Genomic DNA, 25,294 nt, shown 5'->3' on the forward strand with positions numbered 1-25,294 from the left:
TTAAAAATTTAACCACTTACAAAGCTCATCATATTCTTTCTTTGTAGTTAACTGAATTGAATAACCATTTCTCCATTCATTAAGCTCATAATTTGAGGAAAATACATTTCCAAATAACTCATGGGGTTCATCAAGTTTGCCAAGAATATACACGTTCAAATATTTCTTTCTAAAGAAGAATGAAATAGCTTTAAGCCCATCTACATTCTTACGTAAGTGGATAAACCTCGCTCTATTTGAGTCTCCATTTGCTTCTTTCAAACATTTATCAAGAAACTCTGGCCCCCAATCGTAAGTTAAAGATGCTTTAACATCATCCCAACTTCTCTCTACTACTCTAGATGATGACTTAGATCGTTTTTTTGAGCGTAATTCATATGTTTCATTAAGTTCAGGTAGTGGGTACTTCTGTTCAAAGTTAAAATACAATTCTTCATCTTTCTTGAAGATATCCAAAGATATCGCTGTTATGTCTAAACTATAATTCTGCATTAACCAGTCAGTAGATATTATTACTTCTGGATCAAATTTTTCTGCAATTAATATGATTCTAATATTGCTATCAATTTCCGCTCCAGATAATGCTTCCTCTAGGTCTGAGAAATTATCTGGATTTTGATTTTTTGCTTCTTGCAAAAATTGCTCTGCAGACCAGTTGGATACCATTGCTGCATATGAGATACCTTGTAAAAGCTGGTATTTATCTCTATCACGCTTTAATTCAATAACAACTGGGACATTATCATTAGGGTCGAATGCAAGAATATCAATCCTTCCCATTATTCTTTCATCTGGAACAACTTCGTTACCTACATATATTAATTCTGGAACTTTAATTTCTTTAGTGAAGGCTTCCCAACTTTGAACTATAGCTTCTTGAAGATTAAATCTTTCTAATAAGCCATTTGTTTTAAGGTCAGATTCGGCAAGCTGCACAAATTTATTATTGTGATACTTCAACATAGTTCATTCTCGCTCTCATGTATGTTCATGAGCTTGTTTTCAATTTTACTTAGTAATTTAGATTACTTATCGGATCAAAACCCAATTAGTTTAATCGGATTTTCTGACCAATCTTGTAGGATGGTGGGCGAAGATGGCCCTCCTAATATCAATTATTTAGTATGAAAATTAAGGGGTTCAAGTGGAGACGCTCCCGCCATTTTAAATTCCAACAAAAGATTCAGTCATCCATCGAGATGGCTTTTTTTTTGCCTTTTTTTCAAAGTAGCTACGGCCTGAAGTTCTCGGCTTTTTTTGTAAGCAGCAAATGCTAGTGTGGAAATTTGATGCTAAACAACTCATGACCGACTAAGAAGGGAGTTCAGAAGAACCAACTTAGCAACCTCACGAACATTTTTATAGTTTATTCAAAAGATAGTCTAAAGCATCGACTCCATCAGGGACACGAATGTCTGGATCATAACCTTTTAGCTCAAAGAATCCTTCTTCAAAGCCTTCAAAGTATTGAGTCGATAGATTAACAGTGATTCCACTGTCAGGAAGTGTCACCGAGGCCATTTGACCAAAGTGAATTAACCCCGCCGTATTATCACCAACGGTTTTGGCCTTTGGATGAAATGTTAAAAGCTCTACTGCATGCTCACAAGATGAGCCACACCTTCGATCAGTTAAAATATAAATATCTCCCTCGAAGTTTAGCTTCCCAAGCTCAGGCCTTTTAAATTCCTTCACTAAAAGTCGAGGTGAGTTTTTATTTTTTGCCTTAGTAATCGATTCATTAATAAAGTCATAATCTTCTTTAAAGTGAGATACATCATTACCGCTTCTTTTCACACGTTCTTCAATTGTTTTAATATTATTTCGGTACGCAATCCATGATTCAATCGTATTCATGCGATAGACTTTCTTCTTACTATGCTTTACTGAATTATTAAGAAGCCACCTAGAGATATTCTTAATCATAGAAGAGTTTCCTCCACTATTACCTCTTAAATCAAAAATGATAACCTCTGATTGCATCGATTTGGAGATAGCAGGCTTTATACCGTTCCACCTCGAATCCTGAGGAGAATGAAAATGTGTAATTCCAACTATAGAGATATTTTTTGGATGAGAAATATGTTTGATATAATAAGCCCCCTTGGTTTCACTTGGCATAATATTTTTACCAACCTTACCTTCAAGCTTAAGTTTGCTAGTACAATATCCCTCAATTCCTCTCACATTTAAATGTCCATCACTTACATCATTTAAAATTGTGCCTATTTTAATACAGAAGTGTTTAGCATCACTAAACTTCACATCTCGAATTCTTTTCAGTTTTTCTATTGCAACCTCAAATTCATTATCTGGTAAGAAGCCTTTTCCAATGTAAGCTAACTCAAGTTGATTAATGAGAAAATCAACATCTTTAGGTGAAGAAAATGTCACTGTCTTTTGATGACATGAAACAATAAGAAATAACAAAAGTAGAACTAATATATTTTTCATACAACACATTGTAACATACTAATATTACTTCTCGGAATCGAGTCTTTGCGCTCCCGCCATTTAGATCATTCCAATTTTGAAACCACTCCACTTCAACCTTCAAATTTCATCGTAAACAATTAAAACAACTCCATTGTTTCAGCCCCTGAAACACTGTTTCAAAATATTCTTGATAATGCTTATTCTCAAAGATAATTTATTATCTATGATTGAAGATTTTAAAGAATATTTACAAGCGGAACTAGATAATAGGAAAAAGAAAAACTCTCTTTTTAGCCTACGTGCTTTTGCACGAAATCTGGGAATATCTCCGGCTCAACTAAGTCAAATTATCTCAGGAAAAAGACCGCTCACAATAACTACGGCGAAGAAAATAGTTAGGGCCCTAAAACTTTCTCCAATTGAAAGTGAGACCTTTCTTCAAGCTGTCGACCCAGACTTTGTCAGTAAAAAGAAAACTCGCCTAAGTGATGAGAAAAGGAAAAAACTCAAAGAAGATGAATTTAGACTCATTTGCGATTGGGAACACTTCGCAATTCTATCATTATCAGAAGTTCAGAACAATTCTTCAGATGCAAGATGGATTGCCAAAAGATTGAATATACCGATGAATGTTGCTGCTGATGCCAGAGATCGACTGCTAAGACTTGGGATAATTGAAATCAAGAACTCTCAGTTTAGACAAGTATCAGCACCTCTAACGACGACAAATGATATTAAGAGTGAATCTATTCAGAGGAGCCATTATCAAAACCTAGAGCTTGCAATGCAAAAACTAGAATCAGTAGAAGTTTCAAAAAGAGAATATACAACTGTGACAATGGCCACAAACCCGAAAAAAATAAAAGAAGCAAAGACCTTAATAAGAGAATTTAAAAGAAAACTCATGGAATTTTTGGAAGATGGAGAAAAAACGGATGTCTACACTTTGGCCATTCAACTATTTCCACTAACAGAAAAAGGAAAGAAACTATGAATCGATTACTATTATTAGTCATGTTATTAGTGAACTTTGGTTGTGCCTCTTATCAATCTGGAAGTTATGCTGATATTGTTTCAGGTGATCACCCATCGGATGCTCCAATAACAGGAAAGCTTGATTCAACTTTAACAACAAAACACTATGCCGTTATTAACTTCAGCTTTGGAAATGATTCTAAGCAATGGCTAAGAATCAAAAAAGTTCGCCTTGATTTCAATAATAAAGAACTCAACAATAAGGCAAATATTGTTGTTGGCCAAGACATTGTAACTTGGGCAGAGGCAATTAGACACAAAGTGGAAATCGATCAATGGAATAAAGAAGTCATTTGGGGCTCTATCGCATTAGTTGGAGCAGTAACCGCCAGTGGAAGTAGTTCAAACTCAAGCCTAATATATGCTGGTGCAAGTACCTATGCACTTGCTTCAGGAATTTTAGTTGCAAATAGTGTCATCGATAAAGTCAATGACTTAGAAAGGGCCAAACTATTTCCAAGAACACACCTCTATCAATCATTCTCAGTACCCGCAGGACTTTACACAAACAGATGGGTCTTGCTACAAATAAATCGCGGAGATATTCCTTCAGAAGTCTACTTTGATGTTGAATATCTTGATGGAAAAAAAGCAAAGTACAAAGTAAAAATCAAGTCAACGAGTACAAAGGCATAATTATGAAAGTTTTCATTTCTATCGTATTTTTCTTAATTCTGACTCCTTCATTTGCTGGCAATGAAGTCGGAAATGGTGGCGATGTAATCGTTTGCAATGAGAGCGTGACACTTTTGGACTATTATGAGGCCAAAGACTTTGATTTTTCGATACCACCACTAGAGAAAAGTAAAGATTATAGAGAAGTCTTAACGGATATTTTTGATGAGTTTTTAAAGATCGATAAGAAGCTGGCCAATCAATATCAAAAGCGACTACAAGAAATTGAAAATCAAATAGACTTTAGAGCCTCAATAACCCTGACAGATATTCCAGACTCTAATCATGAGGCTCTTCCCAAAGGTTGCAAACTTGAACAAATTGCCATCAGGAGAAACCAAGAGAAGAATGGAAAGCTTTTTCTTGTAAGTAAAGATCTTTGGGATAAATTGGATAGCAATAATAAAGCAGGATTAATATTACATGAAATAATCTATGAGCATTTTCTTTATTTAGGAGAAAAAGATTCGAAGAAAGCAAGATATATGAACGCTCTAATTTCTCATATTGGGAGTAAAAAACCTCTTCCCTCTAAGTACAAAACTCTTCTACAATCAAAGCAAATCCCCATTTATAGGTAGTAATGATTCGAAGAAGCTGGATTTATAGTTCTAAGACTAACTCACTTTTAAAGTACTCCAATTGCCAGTTCTGAGTTTTTAGAGCTTGCTTTGATGAGGGGTTATCCCAAGCGGGATAAACTCGAAATCCTCTTTTTCCAGCATGTCGCTTTGATTTCAGATAGCCTTTTTCTAGCAAGACTTCTTTTGGGAAAAAGAAGTGGCCTTGCTTATTTTTTGACTCACAAATAATAACGAGAAAATCCAGATCATCACTGGCATCTAGTGGACATGTAACACCACTTTCATTTCTCTTCCACAATGTGACAAAGTGACCTATTTTTTTGGGAGTGAGTTTTCCCTCTCTTTGAATGATTGAAAGACTCTTAAAAACATAGGAGCAACCTTTGTATTCAATAGCTTCAGGATTGAATTGTAGGTTTTTGATGTTGTTTCGACTTATATTTCTAAGATTCATACAACTAAGCTTTTACAAGCTTTCTAACATAGCAGTCTTTACCATGATCATTAACAAGCCCCATGGCCTGCATGAAAGCATACATAGTTGTTGGACCGACAAACTTCCAGCCACGCTTTTTGAGATCTTTTGAAAGAGCAATAGACTCATCTGAGGTTGCTATCACTTCAAAGCCTTTTCGAGCTTTCTTTGGTTTGAAAGTCCAAAAGTAATCAGAAAGAGAGCCAAATTCTTTAACGATGAGCTTTGCCATTTTCGCGTTATTAATGGTTGCTTCGATCTTCCCTCTATGTCTTATGATCCCTTCGTTTTCTAAGAGCTTTTCAACGTCTTTTTCTGTGTACTTTGAAACTTTATTGAAATCAAATTTCTTGAACGCTTTTCGAAAATTCTCTCGCTTAGTTAGAATTGTTCTCCAACTTAGTCCTGATTGAAATCCCTCTAGACAAATCTTTTCAAAGAGTCTTTGATCATCGTAGACAGGAAAGCCCCACTCGTTGTCGTGATAGTCAATGTAATCTTCTGAAGCAACACACCACTTACAGCGCTTCTTTCCATCTTCACACTTTATTGTTGTAATCATTAATTTCTAACCTTTCCAGAAATGAATCGCGATGAATTGATATCTACACCTAAAATGTATTTTCCATCGGGAGAAAGAATAAAAAGACCATCGCGGTTTTCATCGTTAATTATAATATTATTAACCTTATTTCCTTGCATAAATTTATCAGTATTTGAGTAATGATAGAATTGAATATTCTCATTTAAATTTTCAATTACACCATACTCTCTTTCATTACTATCGATTTTACTTTTAAAACTGTAGCGCGTTTTAGAATTAGGGACACTTAAGACCTGAACTTCAGGACCAGAGTATTTTGTAATGATTCCGTTTTCATCTACATCAAAAAGTGAAGCATCCCACTTACCTTTGAGTTCACCTTTTACAATTTGAGTTTGATCATCTTGTTTTTGACCAATAAAAAAGAAGCTCGTGTTATCACTTCCTATCATTATCTTCATATCTTCTGATAGAATCATCCCTGCTTTTTCAACATCATTTAATAGTTCGTGATTTTTGAAATCGAGATTTAGACTAAAGAATCTCGATTTTGAATTTGAGAGAACAAGTGAGTTCTTAGCTTCATCAAACTTTGTAAGAATTGAAACTCCTTGCCTTTTAGAAATTACAGCTATATTTTTTTTATCTTCGATCTTGTAATAATTCTCAAGATAGAGATTTGAAAAATAAGCTGTTTTATCATCAATAAGATTCAATTGAAAACTCATTGTTCCAATATAGAGATTCTCTCGATCCCAATTTAAAAAGCGTACCAAAAATTGAGACTTATTTTGTGGGCGTTCAACTTCAACTTCAACTAAATCATTATCGGGTTTAGCAGCATTAATTAATTCGTTATCCGGCTTCTGATCAGGAACACTAACAGGATTATCCTCATCCAAGACATCACCCATTTCTATTGGAGAATTGGAGTCAAAGGCGCCGAGTTCATCTTTAGAATTCGAACAACTCATTAGACACAAAAGAAAAAGAACAAGAGATAGAATTTTCATAGGCCCAGCTTTTTAAAGTTATAAACAAATTTTACACCTGCTTAAACATCCATCTCAAGAACTATTTTATCCTCGTACTCTTTTTAGACCATCCACTCCCATGGAAATGAGGGTGTACAGAACTGAGGCCTTAACACTCATCTTTGGTTTTGGATCAAGTCCTTTGCCCATGCGATGAATTTGTTGGGTGTACCATGTGATCTCAAGGGGAAAAATATTATCCATTATCTTCCAGCCGGTTGTTAAAAAGTGGACTTCACTTTTTACATCCTCACCGGCCATTAATTGATTGGGAAACTCAGGATTTAAAACGAGAGAACGCCCTAGCCCCACAAGATCACAAGCTTCTTGCTCAAGGGCCTCATTCATCCCCTTAAGACTTCTAAAACCACCAGTTAACATGATAGGAGTTTTCACAATCTTTCGAACTTGTTCACAATAATCTGCAAAGTAGGCCTCTCTTTTTCTTGTTGATTCTTTCTTGGTTGTTCCCATCATCTCTTGGGATTCATAGCTTCCACCAGAGATCTCAATTAAGTCCATTCCAAGCTCAGAAAGAACTTTTACTACTTCCATAGAGTCCTCTTGTGAGAATCCTCCCTTTTGGAAGTCAGCAGAATTTATCTTAATAGCTATTGGAAACTCTAAACCAACAGCATCTCGAATCGCCTTATAGATTGAAACAACAAATCGCATACGATTTTCTAAGCTCCCACCCCACTTATCACTTCTTCTATTATGATGCGGAGAGAGAAATTGACTGACAAGATATCCGTGAGCGCCATGAATTTGGACACCAGTAAAACCTAGATCTTTTGCCAGCTTTGCAGCAGTGGCAAATCGTTCAATAATCTCCTCGATCTCTTCGTTTGTTAGTTCACGAGGTGTATTAAACATGCGATCGAGAGGTGCTTTTAAAGCAATCGCAGAGGGGGCCACAGGCTCTTTTGAAAGAAACTTTGGAGATTGCTTCCCAGGATGATTGAGCTGGGCCCATAGATGTGTACCATTTTCAGTTCCCGCTCTCGTCCACTCACGAATAGCTTCATTTGATCTGCCCTTTTCTAAGACAATGTTATTAGGCTCTCCAAGGTAGCGTGAATCGATCATGATATTACCACTAATAAGAAGACCGGCCCCTCCATTGGCCCAACGCCTATAGAGAGTTGCAAATCTAGAATTAGCACAGTGATTTTTAGAGGCCATATTCTCACTCATTGCAGACTTGGCAATTCGATTTTTCAAGATGATCCCATTAGGTAATTTCAAAGTAGAATTTAGTGATAACGTCATAATAGTCTCCTAAGGTAACCATATACATGAATATGATTGTTGTCTAAAGTCTAGACGATGATAACTGCAAAACATTGTCTAAGCACCTGATATCTTGGAACTAAAATGGCATAATTCATGCATAAATAATCTTTATGATCGATCTCTATAACTACATTGATTACAAAGAGTTTCTAAAAGACTTCTTTGTTTCTAAGCAGAAGTCTCGTGCAGACTTTAGCTTCGGTATGTGGTCAAGACAGCTCGGTTTAAAAACAACAGCAAGTCTTACCATGATCGTTAATGGAGATCGTCATCCTGGAAAGCAAATATCATCAAGCTTCGATCGCTACTTTTCTTTTAATCAAGATCAATCTGAGTATTTTCAAGACCTCATTCAATTAAAAAAATCTGAAGGCAAAGATATCGCCCTTCATTTGGGAATTCTTAGAAAAATCAAATCAAAAAATAATGTTCAATTTAATCTTCTTACTGAAGAAGTCTTCTCTAGAATATGCAAATGGTACTACTTTGCCATTAGAGAAATGATTCTCTTAAAAGACTTTCAATCTGACCCAAAATGGATCACAAATAAATTCGTCTTCGATGTTCAAATTGAAGATGTGGAACAAGCAATTGATGAACTCATTGAGTTGGGACTCATACAAAGAGATATCGATGGAACCCTATCTAATTGTACCCATGGACTTAATACGTATGACGAGATGCCATCGAGTTCAATAAGAGAATTTCATCATCAAATGCTCGATAATGCTCATCGTGCAATAGATGAAATTGATGTTTCAAAACGCTATGTTTCGGCCTTAACGATACCAGTAAATTCTAAAAATTTAGATAAGTTGAAAACTTTTGTTCAAAAAGTTGAAAATGAAATTCTAGAAATGTTTGTTGAAGATAACCCAGATTGTGTTTATCAAATGAATCTTCAATTTTTCCCTTTAACAAAGGTAGAAAAATGATCAAGATGATTTTAATATCAACACTTTTCTTTATGGCATCACATGCACTTTCCAACGAGCTAATCGATGATCTGAAGAACCTTGAAAAAAAGTACAATATCGATCTATCAACGATTATCTATAAGAAAAAAGAGAATCCTGAAAGTGCGATCAAAATTCTAGAAGATAAAGATGGATTTCTAAGAAACACAAAAGAGAAGAACTTCTTTTTAAATAGTGAAAATAAAAGTATTGAATTATTTAAGCAACAGATGAGTTCGTCCGGTGGATCACGTGTTGGTAACGGTGGTGATGTGCTTCTTTGCGACAATAAAGTAGAAGTTCTCGATAGTTTTAGAGCGAGACATTATAATCAAAACGCTTTAAAAATAAGTTCCACCGCCTCATTGGAATCGATTGTATTTAAACTCAAAAGAACAATTCCAAGTCTTGGAAAGTCCCTTGAGTATTTCATTAACAACTTTAAAAATCGAAAGAGCTTTAGTGATCACACCTTTTGGTCTCCAGAAAAAGAGCTAATAAACATCAATGATGAAGAGCTCATGACAACGCTTCCACGTGAATGTTCTCTCATTCAAGCAGTTGTTCGTTTTACAACAAAGAGAAAAATCTTTTTTTATAATCAAGAAGTTTTTGAAATGATGGAAGATGAACAATTATCGTGGATTCTTGTTCATGAGTGGCTATGGGATTATTTGCATTCATCAAGTGATATTCGAGATGTGAATCACTTTCTTCACTCACTATCATTTGAAGATTCTAGTGAAGAAGAGATTATGTCCTATCTTAACCAATTAGGTTTTAGCATCAACGACTCTGACCTTTTCACAGAAATAGAAGATCGAAAAAAGACTTCTTTGGAGTCAATTGAGAGTTTCATCACAAAGATACAAGACATTGAAAGTGACCTACAAGCTCATCAGTTAATGTATGACCACACGATGTTAAATAACATTGTTTATTCTAGCGACATTGAAGATAGAATTGATTTCATGCTTAAACAGATTCACCTCTACGTGAAAAGAAGATTAGCAATGAATGTTGGAGAACTTGAAAGATACCTTCTTATGCAATGGGAAAAGCATATATTAAACGAGTCATTTACAACATATGACAAAATAGAATTCATAAAATCGGAATCTTCAATCTATAGAGTTAAAGCTAGAACTAAAGTAGGCTTAATAAAGATCCATATTCAAAAAAAATACTGGTATATTATTCCAGCAAATAAGAACAAGGCCGTAGATAAAATGAATGAGCTTGATCGCCAATTTAACCGAAATGAATTAACGATTCAAGAATATACCCTACAGGTTTTCAAGGCCTTTAAACTGAAAGTCCCTCAACATCTCAAGGACTTGTAAATAATTCCCCTTCGCAAATCATGTAACGCTTTTAAAGACTTGGCCCTTTCCCACATTTTTTCTTGTGCTAGTTTTCCACCAACAAAACAACAAACTCGGGAGAGACAACATGAAAAAATTGATTCTATTCTTTGCACTTCTATCTTCAATCTTTGCTCAAGCAAGTGAGCTAACTCTTGATGAAAAAGCAAGCCTTTGGACGCTTAAGATCATATCAGAGAGTCAAATGGAAATTCTCCAAGACAATGTAAAAAAAGTTCAGAAAATTGAGGAGTACTATAACAGTCTTGGTAGATTTAGCTTCAATAAAAAAAGAAAACTGAAAGCTCAGAACTGTGGAATTATTCAATCCTCAGTTGCCGCTAACCTCATTATGTTACTTAGTTCTTTTGAAGACTCGAAAGAAGCTTTGAAAAAGATTGATCTTACAGATGAAGATCACAATGAATTTACAGAAAGTTTTAATCAATTTATCAAATCATCTTTGTATGCTGACAAAAAGTGTGGTGACATTGAAAAAAGTAGCGATGCCTATGAAAGAGCGTATTTAGAATTTAAAAATGCTTTTGAAATTTTAAATAGCTACCTTCCAGTCTTTGAAACTGAAACAACAAAATAATCAATCTTTGCGAGTATAAATCAGTTATACTCGCAAACTTAAATTTTCTTAATACAAGCAAGTATTCTCAAGCCCCTTTTGAATTATCATTGACCTCAATTAAATTCCTAGATAGATTCCCTTTAAATGACAAGCGACAGAGAGGTTCACGATGAAATCATTATCTTTAATGGTTGCACTATTTTTTACATTTCAATCAAGTGTTTCTGCAAATAGTCCAACAAAGCAAGAAACAATTGATTGGCTCACAAGTAAATTAGATTATTTTTCTTCCAGAACTTTTGAGAGAAAGTTTTCGATGGAAAGAAATTATGCACGATTCATTTATCATAAAGTTGAATTCCAGTTTGAAGAATGTGAGTTAATTGTAAATACAGAACACGATAAATTTTCAAAAGAGTACTATGAAGAATTTAAAACAGAAGCTCGTTTTAATTATGTCGACTTCGATGAACTCGATTTATGGGGTAAAGGACATGACAAAGGGATCAAAGTTCTTCTCATAAAGTCCGACTTCAAAAAAGCTAGAATTGTAGAAGAGTCGAGAGCTGAAGGAGAATACTTCTGGGATACAAAGAGAAGTTGGGGAGAACTCATCAAGTTCTCTGTAAAGCTTGATAATTCTCAATCTCATGAGAAAGAGATGTTAGCGAGAATGCAAAGAGCGTTTAATCATCTTGCCTATCTTGCTAAAGAAAATCCAGCATGCACAACAACTCATGGTGAGCCATTTTAATCTAAGGTGAGTCAATCTAAACTAAACGAGTATTTGATCTCTTAAATTTATCATCACATACTCGATTAATAAATGTCTGAATGATCTTCTCATAGAGAAGATCTTTCTCTACCTTATCTTCGATTCCTGAATCAATATTTGGGTTGTCATTAATCTCTACGATATAGACATTTCCATCAGCATCTTCTTTTAAATCGACTCCATAAAGTCCATTTCCTATTATGCTCGTTGAATCGAGGGCGGCTTTAATGACCTCTCTAGGAACTTCATAAAGTGGAAGAGTTTCCGACTTCCCTGAAAAACTTCGATTGTTTATTCCCTTACTATGATTGTAAATCTGCCAGTGTCCCTGACTCATATAATACTTACAAGCATATATTGGTTCATTATTTAAAACGCCAATTCTCCAATCGTAAATTGTCTTCATAAATTTCTGAACCAGAACTAAAGAGGAATGAGAGAACATTTCATTTAAGATATCTTCTAACTGTTCTTTATTATCAGCTTTTTTTACACCTAAAGAAAAAGAGCCATCAGGAATTTTACAAATGAGAGGAAAACCGTAGTTATCGATAATCTCTTGTAATTCCTCCTCTTTATCTTTGATGATATAAGAACCAGGAATCGTTTTAATTTTCTTTTTCTCGAGACTATTATTGATGAAAATTTTATTTGTACATTTAACAATAGAATCCGAATCATCTATTGTGACAAGCCCTTCAATTTCTGCATTCTTTACGAAATTATAAGTAAAATTACTAATAGAAGTTGTTGTTCTAACAAAGAGAGCATCGAATTCATTTATTCGAGGGAGATCCTCTTCTGTGATAAACTCACAAAAAACATCAAGCTTTTTGCAGGCCTTCTCAAATTTCTTTAAGGCCTTTTCATCAGATGGTGGCAATTGTTCATCTTTAGTAATGAGAATTCCAAGATCGCAAACATATTTCTTTCTACTCTTTGGAGTACGCCAAAGTTTATTACTAAAGTGATCAATTTTTGATGCGAAGAAGTCTTCCATCTTAGGATCAAGCTTATTTAAAGAAACAATTTTCAAAGATTGAATCGCCCAGCTCATCTCATTAAACTCGAATTCAATTTCTAGCAGAGGAACTGGAAAAATTTGAAAAATCTCTTTTGTTATTGAATTAAGCTTCTTATTTTCAACCTGACCAAAGACAGACAAAAGATTAAATGACTTTGTTCCATCAGAAACAAGTTCTTTTAAAGCGTTATCAACTCTATGGGATAAATGATCAACATCTCCAATATAGAGAGATTTCACACTAAGATCATTCATTGTTTTAATTGAAGGTAGTGATTTGTGTCCTCTGGCCTCTGCGATCATAGAACAATAGTGGCCAAGAGAAAGATAACTGGAATCAATACAAAGATTAATGACCTGGGCCTTTTTCAAGTCTCGGTATTTCTTAGAAAAGAGATAATCCTGTGCAGAAATAACCTGGTCAGTAGGATAATATGGATTCCATTTGCTTAAATCATCTAATATAATAAAAAGCTGAGTTGATTCGTTTTCTTTCATAGGCCCCTTATCCGGCGGAGAACAAGATATGATAGATCCAAAGCTAATTTTCCGCAAGGCTAAACAGCATGATCTTGATGAACTCATACGTTTAGAAGAAATGTGCTTTACTGGAGACCGTCTCTCTAGAAAAAGCTTTTTATCCTTCATAAAGAATTCCAAAGACGATCTTATTGTTGTTGAGTCAGACAATTCGATTCTTGGCTATGCACTAACTTTATATAAGAAAGGCTCCTCTTTAGCTCGTCTCTACTCTATTGCCATTTCTCCCAATCATTCGGGCCTAGGAATAGGTAAACAACTTCTCGATTTTATTGAAACTTGTGCAAGAAAAAGAAAGGCTGCCTATATGAGACTGGAGGTAGCCTCGAAAAACCTCGCGGCACAAGGACTATATCAAAAGATGGGTTATTATCTTTTTAATATTAAAAAAGGATATTATGAATCCAATGACGACGCTCTATGCTTTGAGAAAAAGTTAACTTCTTCTCCAAATAGGGAACTTCGAGATGTTCAATACTACCCTCAAACTACAGAGTTCACTTGCGGACCATCCTCTTTAATGATGGCCATGAGTACTTTTGATAGTACTCTTAAATTAAGCCAGCGCCTAGAGCTTCAGCTATGGAGAGAGGCAACGACAATTTTTATGCTTAGTGGCCACGGTGGCTGCGGACCAAGAGGTCTTGCTCTAGCGGCAGCAAAGCGAGGCTTTGAAGTCGATATTTTTATCAGCACGAAAGACTATCTCTTTATCAATAGCGTTCGAAGTGAAAAGAAAAGAGAGGTCATGAAACTCGTTCAAAATGACTTTGATGAGCAACTCAAACAATATGACGTTTCAGTGAAAACAAAGAAGGTAAGCTTTGATCTCGTCTCAAAGATCATCAAAGATGGTGGAATCCCTCTCGTTTTAATTTCATCTTATCTGCTAACCGGAACAAAGACTCCACATTGGATTGTCATCTCTGGTGCCGATGATCATTTCATCTATTTTCATGATCCAGATTTAGATGAAGGTCATTCTAGTTTAGAGAATGAGCATATTCCGATTCGTAAAGATGAGTTCAACAAGGTATGTAAGTATGGCTCTTCGGCGCTACAATCTATCGTTGTTCTAAGAAAAAAGGGAAATTAATTTTAATCTAACCCCTCAGCATACTTTCCAAGTCCAAGAGCAACAGATTGAAAGGCCTCACTCATAACAATTTTATCTCGACCAAATATCTTGATAAGATAATCTTGAATAAGGGGCATTTGTCCTGTTCCACCTGTAATGCGAACTTGATCAACATTGCTATATTCAAGTCCTGATTGAGAAAAGACTTTTTCCATTGCTTTAAAGATATCTGAGAGTTCTCCCTCTACTGACTCTTCAAATTGAACTTTTGAAATTGGCATTTCAATCTTAATACCTGGATGAGAAAATTGATAAACACTTTGCTCATTCTTTCCAAGTTCTATTTTAGACTTTTCAATTTTTGCATAAACAGGATATCCCAAATCTTCTTCCACAAGACAAAAGAGCTGAGAGATATAGCGTTGATCTTCTCCTTGCATTGTCCATTGTTCAATTTCTTTTAGAAATTCCCAAGTGTCTCTTTCCTTTAAAAAAGAAATATGCGCGGGATTTGAAAGTTTTCCTAAAAGTCTTCTTGGAAAACCTAGAGTATTGTTTCCTATGGGTGTCTTATATTGGATGTCTTTTCCAAAATGAGTTGAGACAAAATTTCTCATTACGCGACCATCAATTGCATCTCCTGCGACAAAAACTCCGGAGAGCCCTTGAACATCATCTTTAGAAAACTGATCTTTTCCTACTTTTAAAAGTGTAAAATCGGATGTTCCCCCTCCAAAGTCGCACACGAGAATCAACTTCTCTTGAATATCTTTCCCTCCGCTTAGTCCAGCAGCAATTGGTTCTGCACAAAATTCAATACGCTTAAACCCTGCTAACTCAGCGGCGCTTCTCATGCGATCCTCAGCTAATTGATCTTTTTCAAGATCGAGAGAATAAAGAGCTGGCCTTCCAAGAACAACATTAGTTACTTGATGTCCCGTTTCTTTATCGGCCCTCGTTTTCAGTTCACGCAAAAAGACAGCAATGAGTTCTTCAATCTTCATTCGCTTACCAAAGACTTCGGTTCCTTTGAAGCTTGGCTCAGGTAAAAACTTTTTTAAGGAGCGAAAGAAACGTCCCTCTCCACCAAGGTCTTGGTACTCATCAATGGCCTCAGCTCCAAAGAAATACTCTCCCTTACTGGGGGTAAAGATAATTGAACGCAACACGGGAGCATTATTTTCTAAATTAATAAGCTTAGATGACTCTCCTTTTTCGACGAAAGAGAGAAGTGAATTGGAAGTTCCAAAGTCGATTGCATACCACATATAAATTCCTAAACTAGACTTTTATTAAATGATCCATAAGTTTCTTCTGGTCTCATTTATAAAATACTTTAAATAAATAAGGAGACCAAAGCCGACTTTCAGCATTGGAATAATTACAAGAACATTTTAACTAAAAACCTCAAGACCTTTCGCGTTAAAACAATTTTTCTTCAACTTTAGTCCTGAGCGTAATTTCTCCATAATTTAACTTTAACTTAAAGTTAGGTGGTATTAAATGAAAAAACTTATTCTTTGCCTGATCCTCAGCTTCCAAGTCATAGAAGCAAGGGCCATTCTCTTTGAACCTTATATCTTTACTAGTTACGGTGAAGCAACTCATCCTAACGAAAGTGAAAGTCCAAAGATGTTCGCTCACGGAGTTGGTGCATCTGTACTTTTCTCTCTTATACCAATGCTTTCTGCAGGCTTAAGTGCAGACTACCGTCTTTACTCTCAGATGTCTGATGTGAAATCTCCATATGGAAATAGAACAGGAAAACGACTAGCAATTCATCCGACTTTAGGACTCAAGCTTGGCCCTGCTTTTTTCAAGTACTACTACCAGGCCTTTGGAGATTATGAACTTGATAATGAAACTTCAAGTGGAGAGAAGCTTACTTACACTGACGTTTCTGGTCACTCTTTTTGGCTCAGCTTTCCAGTCTTTCCTTTAACAAGAGTTGGTGTTTTTTATGAACTTGAAAAATATAGTAAATACGAAAATGGATCGACAGAAGTAGACCTCTCTACATCTAACAACGAACTTGAATTCAATAAATTTGGAATTTATCTTTCTATTCTTCTTTAGGAGTCTGATATGAAAAAAATAATTATTCTAGGTGCCTTTATAACAATCATTTTATCTATCACATCTTGTGGACAAGACGGTGCGGCCATTTCACCTGGTGGTTCAGGCTCTACGATCCAACAAGTAAATGCAAATTGCAATGATGAACCGTGTATTTAAAAAGAGGTCCCATGTACAAAACACTATTTAAAATCCCCCTCGCCTTACTGTTGATTCAATCGCAAACTTTTGCCATGAACTTTGAAAGTTTTCAAAAGTATGCTCAAACAAAGAAAGAGCACGCCTATAATAAATTTTCCAATAAATCAGGAACGACGACTGCCGATAGAGCTCAATACATTAAAAGTCTCTATTACTCAGTTAATGGCTATCCCGACAATTACGATACGACAAACTTGGCCGATCCCCATCTCAATCTTTTTAACAATATCTTAGGAGAGAATGGTGTTGGCGGAATTCTCTACTCTGCTGGCTACACAAGTTGCGATACAATTCCTTCATCGGGAACGGCCTCAGGAACATCACCTCAAGTAGGTACACTTAATTTAACTTTTGGAAGTGCAACAAAATCGGTTCCTTCATATTATACAACCAATGGTGGCGACGCTATGGATAAGAATATGACAGTTTCAGGAAATGCCTCAGTCACAGTCACTGTAGAATTGAAATGTCACGATGACAGTGCCCTCCAAACAGGTTACGTGAAACTCAACTTCACAGAATACAGCGTTGTTTACGAAGGTTATTTTCAACAAAATACGACGACCGGTGCCGTCAATTTAGATATGTATATTAAGACACAAACGGGAGGAGGAACAGATATTCTCATTCCAACTCAATTTGTAACGACAGATGGACAAAATTACAAAATTTATTCGGCCTACCTCGGCCTTTCAGGTGGCGGCGGTGTCGTAGATTATCTTGTTGCGGTCAATGGAGTAACTAACGGAAAGGCGCAAATCGCCTATCTCAACACAACAGATACATCTGGGTCTGCTTTGACAACTGCTCCAAATAATTTTGGTAGTCTCACTTCAGCAGGCGGAACAACAGTTGCTGTTGAATGTATCGATATGAGCAATGAAACGACAACAACTGGTTGTAGTGCTATTGATGCCCCAGGTTCATTAACAATTGGTGGAACGACAAGCACTTGGACTCTCTCATCATTAAAAAGCGTTTCTCTATAATACGAATAGGTCTTGCCTCTTAAGGGGTAAGACCTATTTCTCACCGCACAATTCCCTTCTTAAAATAGAGCATAAATTTACCTCGTTATAGACTAATTTTGCTGTCACTGATAAATTGAACTCTATGAGTGAAAATAAAAAAGATAATAAAAAAATGAGTCCTAAACAGGACATTCCAACAATCCTTTCTCGCGTAAAGAGACCAAAAAAAGCTGTTGTTACAGCGGGGATGCCCTACGCCAATGGACCAGTTCACATTGGTCACCTAGCAGGAGCACACGTGCCAGCAGATATCTATTCTCGCTGGATGAGACTTCTCATAGGTAATGACAATGTTCTCTTTGTATGTGGAACAGATGACCATGGCTCAAACAGTGAAGTTGCTGCAAAGAAACAGGGAAAGACAACGGATCAATTTATTGATGAAGTTCATACTAAGCAGCACAATACAATGAAGCGCTACAATATTGGACTTGATGTCTATACAGGAACTTCACGAAAAGAAAATTACGAAGCTCATAAAGACCTTTGCCAAGACTTTCTAAGAAAGATGCATGCCAATGGAATGCTCGATAGAAAATCAAGTAAACAATGGTACGACCCAGAAATGGAAATGTTTCTACCAGACAGGTTTGTGAACGGAAAATGCCCAAATGAAAACTGTACTAACACAAAGGCCTATAGCGACGAATGTGATGCTTGTGGTTCTCAATACGATCCAAGTGAGCTCATCGATCCAGTAAGCACAGTTAGTAGTGCGACTCCAGAATTAAGAGACACTGAGCACTGGTACCTCAATATGTGGAAAGTCACTGACCAACTTATTGAATGGCTTAATACAAAACAGAGGACTTGGAGAAAGTCGATTATTCAAGAAGTTCTTGGAACGGTTTTCCCAAGTGTAACTTTCACAAATAAATCAGAGCCTGATTACAAAGAAATTAAAGAAACTCTTCCTAAGCATAAAAGTCGTTATGCTCCAGGAAAAAAAGTACTTGTTCAATTTGAGAACCTTAAAGATCTTGAAGAAGGAAGAAAGCTTCTTGAGCAGAAAGGAATTGAATGTGAGCTCGACGATGGCTGGGCACACAGATCAATTACAAGAGATGTAAAATGGGGAATTCCAGTTCCAACAGATATTCAAGAAGGTATGGAAGGAAAATCACTTTACGTGTGGCCAGAGTCTCTTATCGCCCCTATTTCATTTACTAAAGTAGCCCTAAAACAAAAGGGTCTCGATACTGAAACTTATAAAGACTACTGGTGTGATCCTGAGGCAAATGTTTATCAATTCCTTGGAACTGATAACGTTTTCTTCTACGTCCTTATGCAGGGATCAATGTGGTTTGGAGTTCAAAAAGATCCTATGAGACAGGCTCTACCTGGCGAGTTTCAACAAACGGATGTCTTCAGTAACTTTCACCTACAAATCAATGGTGAGAAAATGAGTAAGTCAGTTGGGAACTTTTACACTGGTGATCAGCTAATTGATGAAATGGGATTCTCTTCTGATCAAGTTCGCTACTTTCTCGCCTCACTCAGTCTTTCTGAAAAGGCCTCAAACTTTGATTTTGAAGTATTTAAGAGTAAGAACCACTTTCTTGCCGGACCTTTAAACGCGGCCTTTGAAAAACCAATTTCAGCCTGTCATTCAAAGTTTGATGGCGTTGTCCCTAAAGGGAAATTGATTGGTAAGACAGAAAAGGAAACGTTAAAAATTGTTCAGCAATACACGAAGTTCATGGAAAGAGCAGAATATCCAAAAGCTCTTGGTGCACTTGAAAATTACGCTCGTATCATTAACGGACTTTTTAATCAGCATAAGCCTCACGATGATCGCTTTGATTTAGAAGAGAGAACTGATGCGCTCTATTCAAGTTTCTATATTTTGAGAAATATTCTCATCATGCTCTCTCCTTTTGCCCCAGAGACAATGGAGAAACTGAGAAAGTCATTAAATCTTCCAGAGAGTGTCTATTCACTTGATGAACTACAAAATGAATTTCCGGCCGACCATAAAATTGGAGAGCAAACGGAATACTTTCCACCACAACAAGAAGAATAAAACAATGCTCCCTTCGGGGAGCATCTTCACTAACCTCTTAACTTTTCAAGTTCCTTCCCCAAATTTGCCGCACTTCTTTTCCAAATAGCTATGAACTTTCTTCAATTCAATATTATTTACTAAAGCTCTTTTATAAGAAAAATCCAACAGACTAATTTCTTTTTAAAGGAGAAGAAAATGAAGAAGGTATTACTTAGTTTAGCGGCACTCATCACAACAACTCCAGTTATGGCAGATTCAATTTCAGAGAATCAATTCAACTGCGATTACCAACTAGCAGACTCAAAAGTATATAAAGCGAAAGTAATTTGTGATCTTCCAGTTGAAGCTAAAATCAAGGCCTTTTATAGTGAAGGATGGGTATCACAATCAGACCTTAGTGATGCAAAACTTTGTATCTACGACAAGCAACTCTTTGGCAATATCTCAAAGCCAGGACTAAAAGATGGAGATAAAGCCGTCACGGTTAGGCTTTTAACAAAGTACAACAACTATTACGACGAATCGACAATTGTTGAAGCCGACTCAGATTATCTTGAAAGAAGTTCGAAATTAAAATTAATTGGAAAACTCTATCAGGGGCTTAAGACAACAGATTACCTTACAGTTTCATATAATCCCTATGAAGAGACAGCTTCCTATAATTTTCTTTATGGAAAAGGACTTCTAACTAAAGCAAAGGCCTATGTAAAAGTTGATTTTGTAAATTGTAAGAAGCAATAGAAAGAATAAAAAAAGGGTTTCTTTAGCGAAACCCTTTTTTCGTTAGAATGCGATTGAGAGAATTAGTAAATTTCTCTTTGTCTTTAGGACCAAAGGCATCCGGTCCACCAGTAACGAGGCCGTTATCTCGTAGTTCTTGCATGAAATCTCTCATTGAAAGGCGCTCACAGATTGTTTCTTCATCATAGAGTTCACCTCTTGGATTGATCGCAAGGGCCCTTTTTTTGACGACTTCACCGGCAAGAGGAATGTCGGCCGTGATAACGAGATCAACTTCATCTAAATGATCTGCAATATACATATCAGCGACATCTGCTCCACTATCCACTTTTACAAAAGAGATAAGTTCATGATGAGGAATTTGCATATAAGAGTTGGCCACTAAGCAAAGAGGAATTTTTAAACGTATTGCCGTTTTAAAAAGAACTTCCTTAACTACTTTAGGGCAAGCATCAGCATCAATCCATATTTTCACTATAGTTTTCCTATCTTAAATTTGCGATTTTTTATTTTACCTTTATTAAGACAACTCACAACATGATCAATTTGATTAGCACTAACAGCTACGTAGCTCATAATATTTGTAATTGAGATATCACCAATTTCTTTGAAATCGATTCCTGCTTCACCAACAATGGCCCCCACAATATCTCCAGGTCTAAGTTTATCTTTCTTTCCGCCACGAATATAGAATGTCGCCATTTCGGGCTCGATTTTATATTCACCGTCTTCAAAAAACTCACTCGTTTCCAATTGATGTGCGCTCTTTTGATAATCGAGTATCTTTTGAAAATTTTCTTTTTCTTGCTCAACGAGAAAACTTACTGCATTCCCCTCACTACCAGCTCTCCCTGTACGACCAATTCGATGGACATAAACTTCTGGATCATTTGGCAGATCAAAGTTAACGACTAAATCAAGATCCTTAATATCAATTCCTCTCGCAGCGACGTCTGTTGCAACAATACCGAGAAGGCTTTTATTCGAAAACATCGTTAGGACAGAGGTTCTTTCATTTTGCTCAAGATCGCCATGAATAGAAGAAACAATAATTCCCTTCTTATAGAGATCATCAGCGACACTATCTGAAATCCTCTTTGTTTTACAAAAGACTATAAATCGCTTGGCTTGATAATGGGCCAAGACATTTAAGAGTGTTTGCATTTTATCTTTGTGTGATGAAAGCTCAACAAACACCTCTTTAATAATTGAGCCCTCGTGATTGACATCAACACTCACTCTTAGAGCATCTCTTTGCAGTCTCTCACAAAGTTTTTCAATATCTTCAGGAAACGTTGCCGAAAAAAGAAGTGTTTGTCTCTCTTTAGGAACATATGTTGAAATACGAGAGATATCATCGATAAATCCCATATCAAGCATTCTATCGGCTTCATCTAATACATAACTTTTAACATGCTCAAGATTGAGGATCTTTCTTTTTAAAAGTTTAATCATTCTTCCAGGAGTTCCAACAACAATATGAGCGCCGTGAGAAAGCGAGCGTTCTTGTTGATATTCTGATTTTCCACCTGTAATAGTCAAAATTTTGATATTTGGTATTTTTCTAGCGAGCATTCTAAGTTCTTTCGCTACCTGCTCTGCGAGCTCTCTTGTAGGACAAAGAATAAGAGACTGTGCTCGGGTTTGCTTAACATCGATGATATTAAGAATCCCAAGTCCAAATGCAACGGTTTTACCAGATCCCGTTTTAGCTTGAGCAATAACATCTCTTCCTTCAACAACAATAGGAAGTGCTTCTTTTTGAATAGGTGTCATTCTCTTAAACCCTAAGTCTTCTAAATTCGTTAAGAGACGATCATCAATATTCAAACGACTAAAACTGTCACTCATCCAGTACTCTCCCAATTGTCCAATCTTGCTATATTCACCTATCTTATCGGAATACAACTACTTTTAGCTTTAAAAATAACTTATACTCTAATGTTATGAGCAAATATATCGAAAAAATTAAAATGGCACAGAAACTTATCATTGAAAATCTAGATAAAGGCCTTACTTGGCCTGATATCGCTAAACAATGTGCTATTAGTGGCTACCATTTCCACCGCATTTTTTCCTCTCAAACAGGTGAGACCCCAAGGGACTTTCTAGTGAGAAAGCGCTTAGAAAAGGCCATATCGAGGCTTGCCTACTCAAGAGAAGAGATCATCTTGGCTGATCTCGCTCTAGAATGTGGCTATTCATCACAAGCAAATTTCTCAAAGGCCTTCAAAAAATACTTTGGAATCACTCCAGGTGAAGTACTCAATGAAAAAACGCCAAAAAACAGCAAAATTGGAAATATCAAAAGCAAGTATGGAAAAGAATTTCATTTAGAATCCCTCTATCCTAATGAAGAATTAAAAGATGATCTTCATATAAAGGAGGTAAAGATGAAGGCTACAATTAAAGATTTCCCAACAAGAAAGGTCGCTTATATGTCGAGTAAGAATGGCTATGTAAGTGAGTCGATTATGCAGACATGGCAAAGCCTTATGCAAACAGCAAGTACAATGGGAAAAGATCTAGAGACAATGGAGAAATACGGAATTGGACATGATAATCCCCAAGTTACTCCTCTAGAAAAATGTCGTTACGATGCCTGTATTGAAGTGAATGAGAACGAAGTCATTCCAAATCACCTTGAAAGTACAGTTTTTCCAAATGGAAAATATGCTTGTTTTCATTACAAGGGTTCGAAAGAAAAACTACTCCAATTCTATCTCGAAATTTATAAGAGCTGGTTTAGTGAAAGTGGAAATGAGCCAGGCGATTTCCCTTTAATAGAAAGATACCTCGTTGTTGATAAAGACAACCCTGAAGCTGACATTGAATTAGAAACTCAGTTTCTCTTGAAATAAAAAATAAGAGGTGGACCCAGTTCCACCTCTTGCCTCTTAGAGTTCTTTTTGCGTAAAATTTAATCAAACATTAATAAGGATAAATAATGAGCTCAAATCTTGCGCCCCATGAAGTTACTGTTGAAGAGTACAAGGGAAATAAAATCTTTAAAATCTATAAAGTTGATGATCAAGGAAATGAACTAGAGAAATATGGCACGATTATAAGTTTTGGTATTACAAAGGCCAAATATCTTCTTGAGCACATGGATGATATTAAAAAATTTGTTGACACATATTCCAATGAATAGCTTCTGTCCCAATTTTGTCTAACCTCTTTAGAAAATCTTATTCTCAATACTTATCAATTCACCCCGATAATAATCAAACAGCACTAACGTATAGAGGATAAGATGGATAAATTCAAAAACGAGAATATTTATGCATTTAATATTTTAAGATCAACGAAAGCTCTTCTTGATGAGAACTACAGTTTTCTCATATCAACACTAATGCACATTGAAAGTGAGATGGAATGTAATAATCTTAAACTCAAAGACTTTGCCAATACTCTACTAGAAGTCATAAATAATAGTAATGCCTTCAAAAATATAGATAGAGTTTGTCTTTCATTAACCCATCCAGGTGCATCTAAGATTTCCGTTTTATCATCTGCAAATACATCGAATCTCAAAGATAATAGAATGAGCCCTGGCTATAGTTGCTTTGTAAGTAATAGTAGCTCTGTTTTTAAGACTAAAAACTCTAATATAAGAATTTACTCAAATATTGATGACATTGTAGATCGCTATTACGGTGCCCCAATACAACGCTCACTTTCCAAATTAAAAGCAATGGGAGTAAAAAGCGGAATTACAATCCCACTAAATTTATCAAATCTAGCCTCTGGTTTTCTTTTTATTAATAGTGCAAATGAAGGAACTTTTGATGATTTAAAGCCCGAGGATTATACAATTTTATGTTTCATCAAGCTCATTGCTATGAGCTGTATGAATAAAACGCTCTTTGGAATTGATGGTATTGATAATAGAGTTGGAAGATTATTAACAGAGGTTCATCAGGAAAAAAACTCATTTTGTGAACATGAATTCACTAAAAACCTTACGGCACTAATTGGAGCGAGATTCGATAAAATTATTAAGATTAATGTAGAAAATAATATTAAAGAGAGTTTTCTCTTTCCCATGACTCCAACAATCTACCTCATTATCAAGGCCATGGAATACTGTAATGTAATCTCCTCTAAACTCGACTTCCATTTTGATCTCAAAGATGGTGAAACCGTTAGAATAGAAGTTAAAGGCATAGAAATAGCCCACAACCTAAGTACTGTTTTTCAAGATCTCGGCTTCTACACATCTCAAAAGATTAGTTATAATGATGAAGATTTATTCATAGAATTTGATTACGATGAAGCAAAGCTCGCTGATTACAGTATTTAAGTTTTGATTCTCAAGAAATCTTCTGTCTAATACTCATCTAGCACTAGCTTGATCAAAACAATCGTATAATCATCTTATGAGAAATAAGATTGCTCTTATCAATTTTCCAAGTGAATTAGACATCGACTACGAAGTTTACAACTATTATAAACTCTTCTATTTCGATGAATTCCCATCGGACTTTATATTAACGCAATTTCAAGCTATTTTATTATTTGATCCCAAAGATCAATATAGAACAGAAAATATTAACTACTATAGGACAATAACGAAACTAAACTTAAACGATTATATAAAATTAAAGAAAGATACCCTTCTCTATTTAGACGAGAGGGTTGGACGAGTGTGTTTGGTGAATCCAAGACAATTTGAAATACTGCCAGGAAGTGTCGTTCGAAGTAAAGTGCACCGTCGTTTAGGAGTTGGACTTGTTAAAAAAATTATTAACAAAACAAATGTTGAAGTTAATTTTATCAATGCAAAAAATGGAATTTACCAGACATGATGAAATGTCATATTTCGACTTTAAGAATTGAAACTC

The 25,294-nt window shown here is 35.8% G+C and carries 27 protein-coding genes; 17 read left to right on the forward strand and 10 right to left on the reverse strand.

What is annotated here, in order from left to right; translation table 11 throughout:
• Both HBN50_RS12810 and HBN50_RS12815 read right to left on the reverse strand, forming a co-directional pair.
• Positions 1–963, reverse strand: coding sequence for a hypothetical protein (locus HBN50_RS12810; protein ID WP_273870602.1), 963 nt, complete (start codon positions 961–963; stop codon positions 1–3).
• Between the two features lie 396 nt (positions 964–1,359).
• Positions 1,360–2,454: a S41 family peptidase gene (locus tag HBN50_RS12815; RefSeq protein ID WP_273870603.1), complete on the reverse strand. Its 1,095-nt coding sequence runs from the start codon at positions 2,452–2,454 to the stop codon at positions 1,360–1,362.
• A gap of 205 nt (positions 2,455–2,659) precedes the next feature.
• Between HBN50_RS12815 and HBN50_RS12820 the strand changes: the two genes are divergently transcribed.
• From HBN50_RS12820 to HBN50_RS12830, 3 genes are read left to right on the forward strand one after another with little or no spacing between them, the layout of a single operon-like run.
• Complete coding sequence (locus tag HBN50_RS12820; RefSeq protein ID WP_273870606.1) at positions 2,660–3,430, forward strand: TIGR02147 family protein; 771 nt, start codon at positions 2,660–2,662, stop codon at positions 3,428–3,430.
• Positions 3,427–4,107 carry a hypothetical protein gene (locus HBN50_RS12825; RefSeq protein WP_273870608.1) on the forward strand — a complete coding sequence of 227 codons (681 nt, stop codon included), beginning with the start codon at positions 3,427–3,429 and terminating at the stop codon, positions 4,105–4,107. Before HBN50_RS12820 ends, HBN50_RS12825 begins: the two co-directional genes overlap by 4 nt.
• Positions 4,108–4,109: 2 nt before the next feature.
• Positions 4,110–4,727, forward strand: a complete 618-nt coding sequence (locus HBN50_RS12830; RefSeq protein ID WP_273870609.1) for a hypothetical protein — start codon at positions 4,110–4,112, stop codon at positions 4,725–4,727.
• Positions 4,728–4,749: 22 nt separating this feature from the next.
• Here HBN50_RS12830 and HBN50_RS12835 read toward each other — a convergent pair whose 3' ends face one another.
• The 4 genes from HBN50_RS12835 to HBN50_RS12850 form a co-directional block, all read right to left on the reverse strand.
• Complete coding sequence (locus tag HBN50_RS12835) at positions 4,750–5,184, reverse strand: MepB family protein (protein ID WP_273870610.1); 435 nt, start codon at positions 5,182–5,184, stop codon at positions 4,750–4,752.
• A gap of 4 nt (positions 5,185–5,188) precedes the next feature.
• Positions 5,189–5,767 (reverse strand): DNA-3-methyladenine glycosylase I, encoded by a 579-nt coding sequence (locus HBN50_RS12840; RefSeq protein ID WP_273870611.1) that lies wholly within the window; start codon positions 5,765–5,767, stop codon positions 5,189–5,191.
• The gene (locus tag HBN50_RS12845; protein WP_273870612.1) at positions 5,767–6,762 is read right to left on the reverse strand and encodes a hypothetical protein; all 996 of its coding nucleotides are present in this window, start codon (positions 6,760–6,762) and stop codon (positions 5,767–5,769) included. Before HBN50_RS12845 ends, HBN50_RS12840 begins: the two co-directional genes overlap by 1 nt.
• 66 nt (positions 6,763–6,828) lie before the next feature.
• Positions 6,829–8,055, reverse strand: a complete 1,227-nt coding sequence (locus tag HBN50_RS12850) for an NADH:flavin oxidoreductase/NADH oxidase family protein (RefSeq protein ID WP_273870614.1) — start codon at positions 8,053–8,055, stop codon at positions 6,829–6,831.
• A gap of 134 nt (positions 8,056–8,189) precedes the next feature.
• Between HBN50_RS12850 and HBN50_RS12855 the strand changes: the two genes are divergently transcribed.
• From HBN50_RS12855 to HBN50_RS12870, 4 genes are all read left to right on the forward strand, one after another.
• Positions 8,190–9,014, forward strand: a complete 825-nt coding sequence (locus HBN50_RS12855) for a TIGR02147 family protein (protein ID WP_273870616.1) — start codon at positions 8,190–8,192, stop codon at positions 9,012–9,014.
• Complete coding sequence (locus HBN50_RS12860; RefSeq protein ID WP_273870618.1) at positions 9,011–10,378, forward strand: hypothetical protein; 1,368 nt, start codon at positions 9,011–9,013, stop codon at positions 10,376–10,378. Before HBN50_RS12855 ends, HBN50_RS12860 begins: the two co-directional genes overlap by 4 nt.
• Before the next feature lie 109 nt (positions 10,379–10,487).
• Positions 10,488–10,997 (forward strand): hypothetical protein, encoded by a 510-nt coding sequence (locus HBN50_RS12865; RefSeq protein ID WP_273870619.1) that lies wholly within the window; start codon positions 10,488–10,490, stop codon positions 10,995–10,997.
• Between the two features lie 151 nt (positions 10,998–11,148).
• The gene (locus HBN50_RS12870) at positions 11,149–11,733 is read left to right on the forward strand and encodes a hypothetical protein (RefSeq protein ID WP_273870621.1); all 585 of its coding nucleotides are present in this window, start codon (positions 11,149–11,151) and stop codon (positions 11,731–11,733) included.
• A gap of 16 nt (positions 11,734–11,749) precedes the next feature.
• Here the strand turns inward: HBN50_RS12870 and HBN50_RS12875 are convergent, their stop codons facing one another.
• Positions 11,750–13,276, reverse strand: coding sequence for a RimK family protein (locus HBN50_RS12875; protein ID WP_273870623.1), 1,527 nt, complete (start codon positions 13,274–13,276; stop codon positions 11,750–11,752).
• A 28-nt stretch (positions 13,277–13,304) separates the two neighbouring features.
• Between HBN50_RS12875 and HBN50_RS12880 the strand changes: the two genes are divergently transcribed.
• Positions 13,305–14,414 carry a GNAT family N-acetyltransferase/peptidase C39 family protein gene (locus HBN50_RS12880; RefSeq protein WP_273870624.1) on the forward strand — a complete coding sequence of 370 codons (1,110 nt, stop codon included), beginning with the start codon at positions 13,305–13,307 and terminating at the stop codon, positions 14,412–14,414.
• Between the two features lie 2 nt (positions 14,415–14,416).
• On the opposite strand, the gene HBN50_RS12885 is transcribed toward HBN50_RS12880, so the two are convergent.
• The gene (locus HBN50_RS12885) at positions 14,417–15,664 is read right to left on the reverse strand and encodes an Hsp70 family protein (protein ID WP_273870626.1); all 1,248 of its coding nucleotides are present in this window, start codon (positions 15,662–15,664) and stop codon (positions 14,417–14,419) included.
• A gap of 235 nt (positions 15,665–15,899) precedes the next feature.
• Here HBN50_RS12885 and HBN50_RS12890 point away from each other — a divergent pair, with 235 nt between their 5' ends.
• From HBN50_RS12890 to HBN50_RS12910, 5 genes are all read left to right on the forward strand, one after another.
• Positions 15,900–16,472, forward strand: a complete 573-nt coding sequence (locus HBN50_RS12890) for a hypothetical protein (RefSeq protein WP_273870628.1) — start codon at positions 15,900–15,902, stop codon at positions 16,470–16,472.
• A gap of 9 nt (positions 16,473–16,481) precedes the next feature.
• Positions 16,482–16,631, forward strand: a complete 150-nt coding sequence (locus HBN50_RS12895; RefSeq protein WP_273870630.1) for a hypothetical protein — start codon at positions 16,482–16,484, stop codon at positions 16,629–16,631.
• Positions 16,632–16,642: 11 nt separating this feature from the next.
• Positions 16,643–17,662, forward strand: a complete 1,020-nt coding sequence (locus HBN50_RS12900) for a hypothetical protein (protein WP_273870632.1) — start codon at positions 16,643–16,645, stop codon at positions 17,660–17,662.
• Positions 17,663–17,816: 154 nt separating this feature from the next.
• Entirely contained in the window at positions 17,817–19,727 is a 1,911-nt protein-coding gene (locus tag HBN50_RS12905) for a methionine--tRNA ligase (RefSeq protein ID WP_273870633.1), read from the forward strand.
• Positions 19,728–19,904: 177 nt separating this feature from the next.
• Complete coding sequence (locus HBN50_RS12910; RefSeq protein WP_273870634.1) at positions 19,905–20,450, forward strand: hypothetical protein; 546 nt, start codon at positions 19,905–19,907, stop codon at positions 20,448–20,450.
• A 22-nt stretch (positions 20,451–20,472) separates the two neighbouring features.
• On the opposite strand, the gene HBN50_RS12915 is transcribed toward HBN50_RS12910, so the two are convergent.
• The gene (locus HBN50_RS12915) at positions 20,473–20,925 is read right to left on the reverse strand and encodes a YaiI/YqxD family protein (protein WP_273870635.1); all 453 of its coding nucleotides are present in this window, start codon (positions 20,923–20,925) and stop codon (positions 20,473–20,475) included.
• Positions 20,925–22,301 carry an ATP-dependent RNA helicase DbpA gene (gene dbpA, locus HBN50_RS12920; RefSeq protein ID WP_273870638.1) on the reverse strand — a complete coding sequence of 459 codons (1,377 nt, stop codon included), beginning with the start codon at positions 22,299–22,301 and terminating at the stop codon, positions 20,925–20,927. Before dbpA ends, HBN50_RS12915 begins: the two co-directional genes overlap by 1 nt.
• 95 nt (positions 22,302–22,396) lie before the next feature.
• Between dbpA and HBN50_RS12925 the strand changes: the two genes are divergently transcribed.
• From HBN50_RS12925 to HBN50_RS12940, 4 genes are all read left to right on the forward strand, one after another.
• Complete coding sequence (locus tag HBN50_RS12925) at positions 22,397–23,311, forward strand: AraC family transcriptional regulator (protein WP_273870640.1); 915 nt, start codon at positions 22,397–22,399, stop codon at positions 23,309–23,311.
• An 86-nt stretch (positions 23,312–23,397) separates the two neighbouring features.
• Positions 23,398–23,601: a hypothetical protein gene (locus tag HBN50_RS12930; protein ID WP_273870641.1), complete on the forward strand. Its 204-nt coding sequence runs from the start codon at positions 23,398–23,400 to the stop codon at positions 23,599–23,601.
• Between the two features lie 102 nt (positions 23,602–23,703).
• On the forward strand, positions 23,704–24,753 hold the full coding sequence (locus HBN50_RS12935; RefSeq protein WP_273870642.1) for a hypothetical protein: 1,050 nt from the start codon (positions 23,704–23,706) through the stop codon (positions 24,751–24,753).
• A gap of 76 nt (positions 24,754–24,829) precedes the next feature.
• Positions 24,830–25,258, forward strand: coding sequence for a hypothetical protein (locus tag HBN50_RS12940; RefSeq protein ID WP_273870643.1), 429 nt, complete (start codon positions 24,830–24,832; stop codon positions 25,256–25,258).
• The last annotated feature ends 36 nt before the right edge of the window (positions 25,259–25,294 follow it).

This window comes from Halobacteriovorax sp. GB3, from assembly GCF_028649655.1.
Taxonomy (GTDB): Bacteria; Bdellovibrionota; Bacteriovoracia; order Bacteriovoracales; family Bacteriovoracaceae; genus BSW11-IV.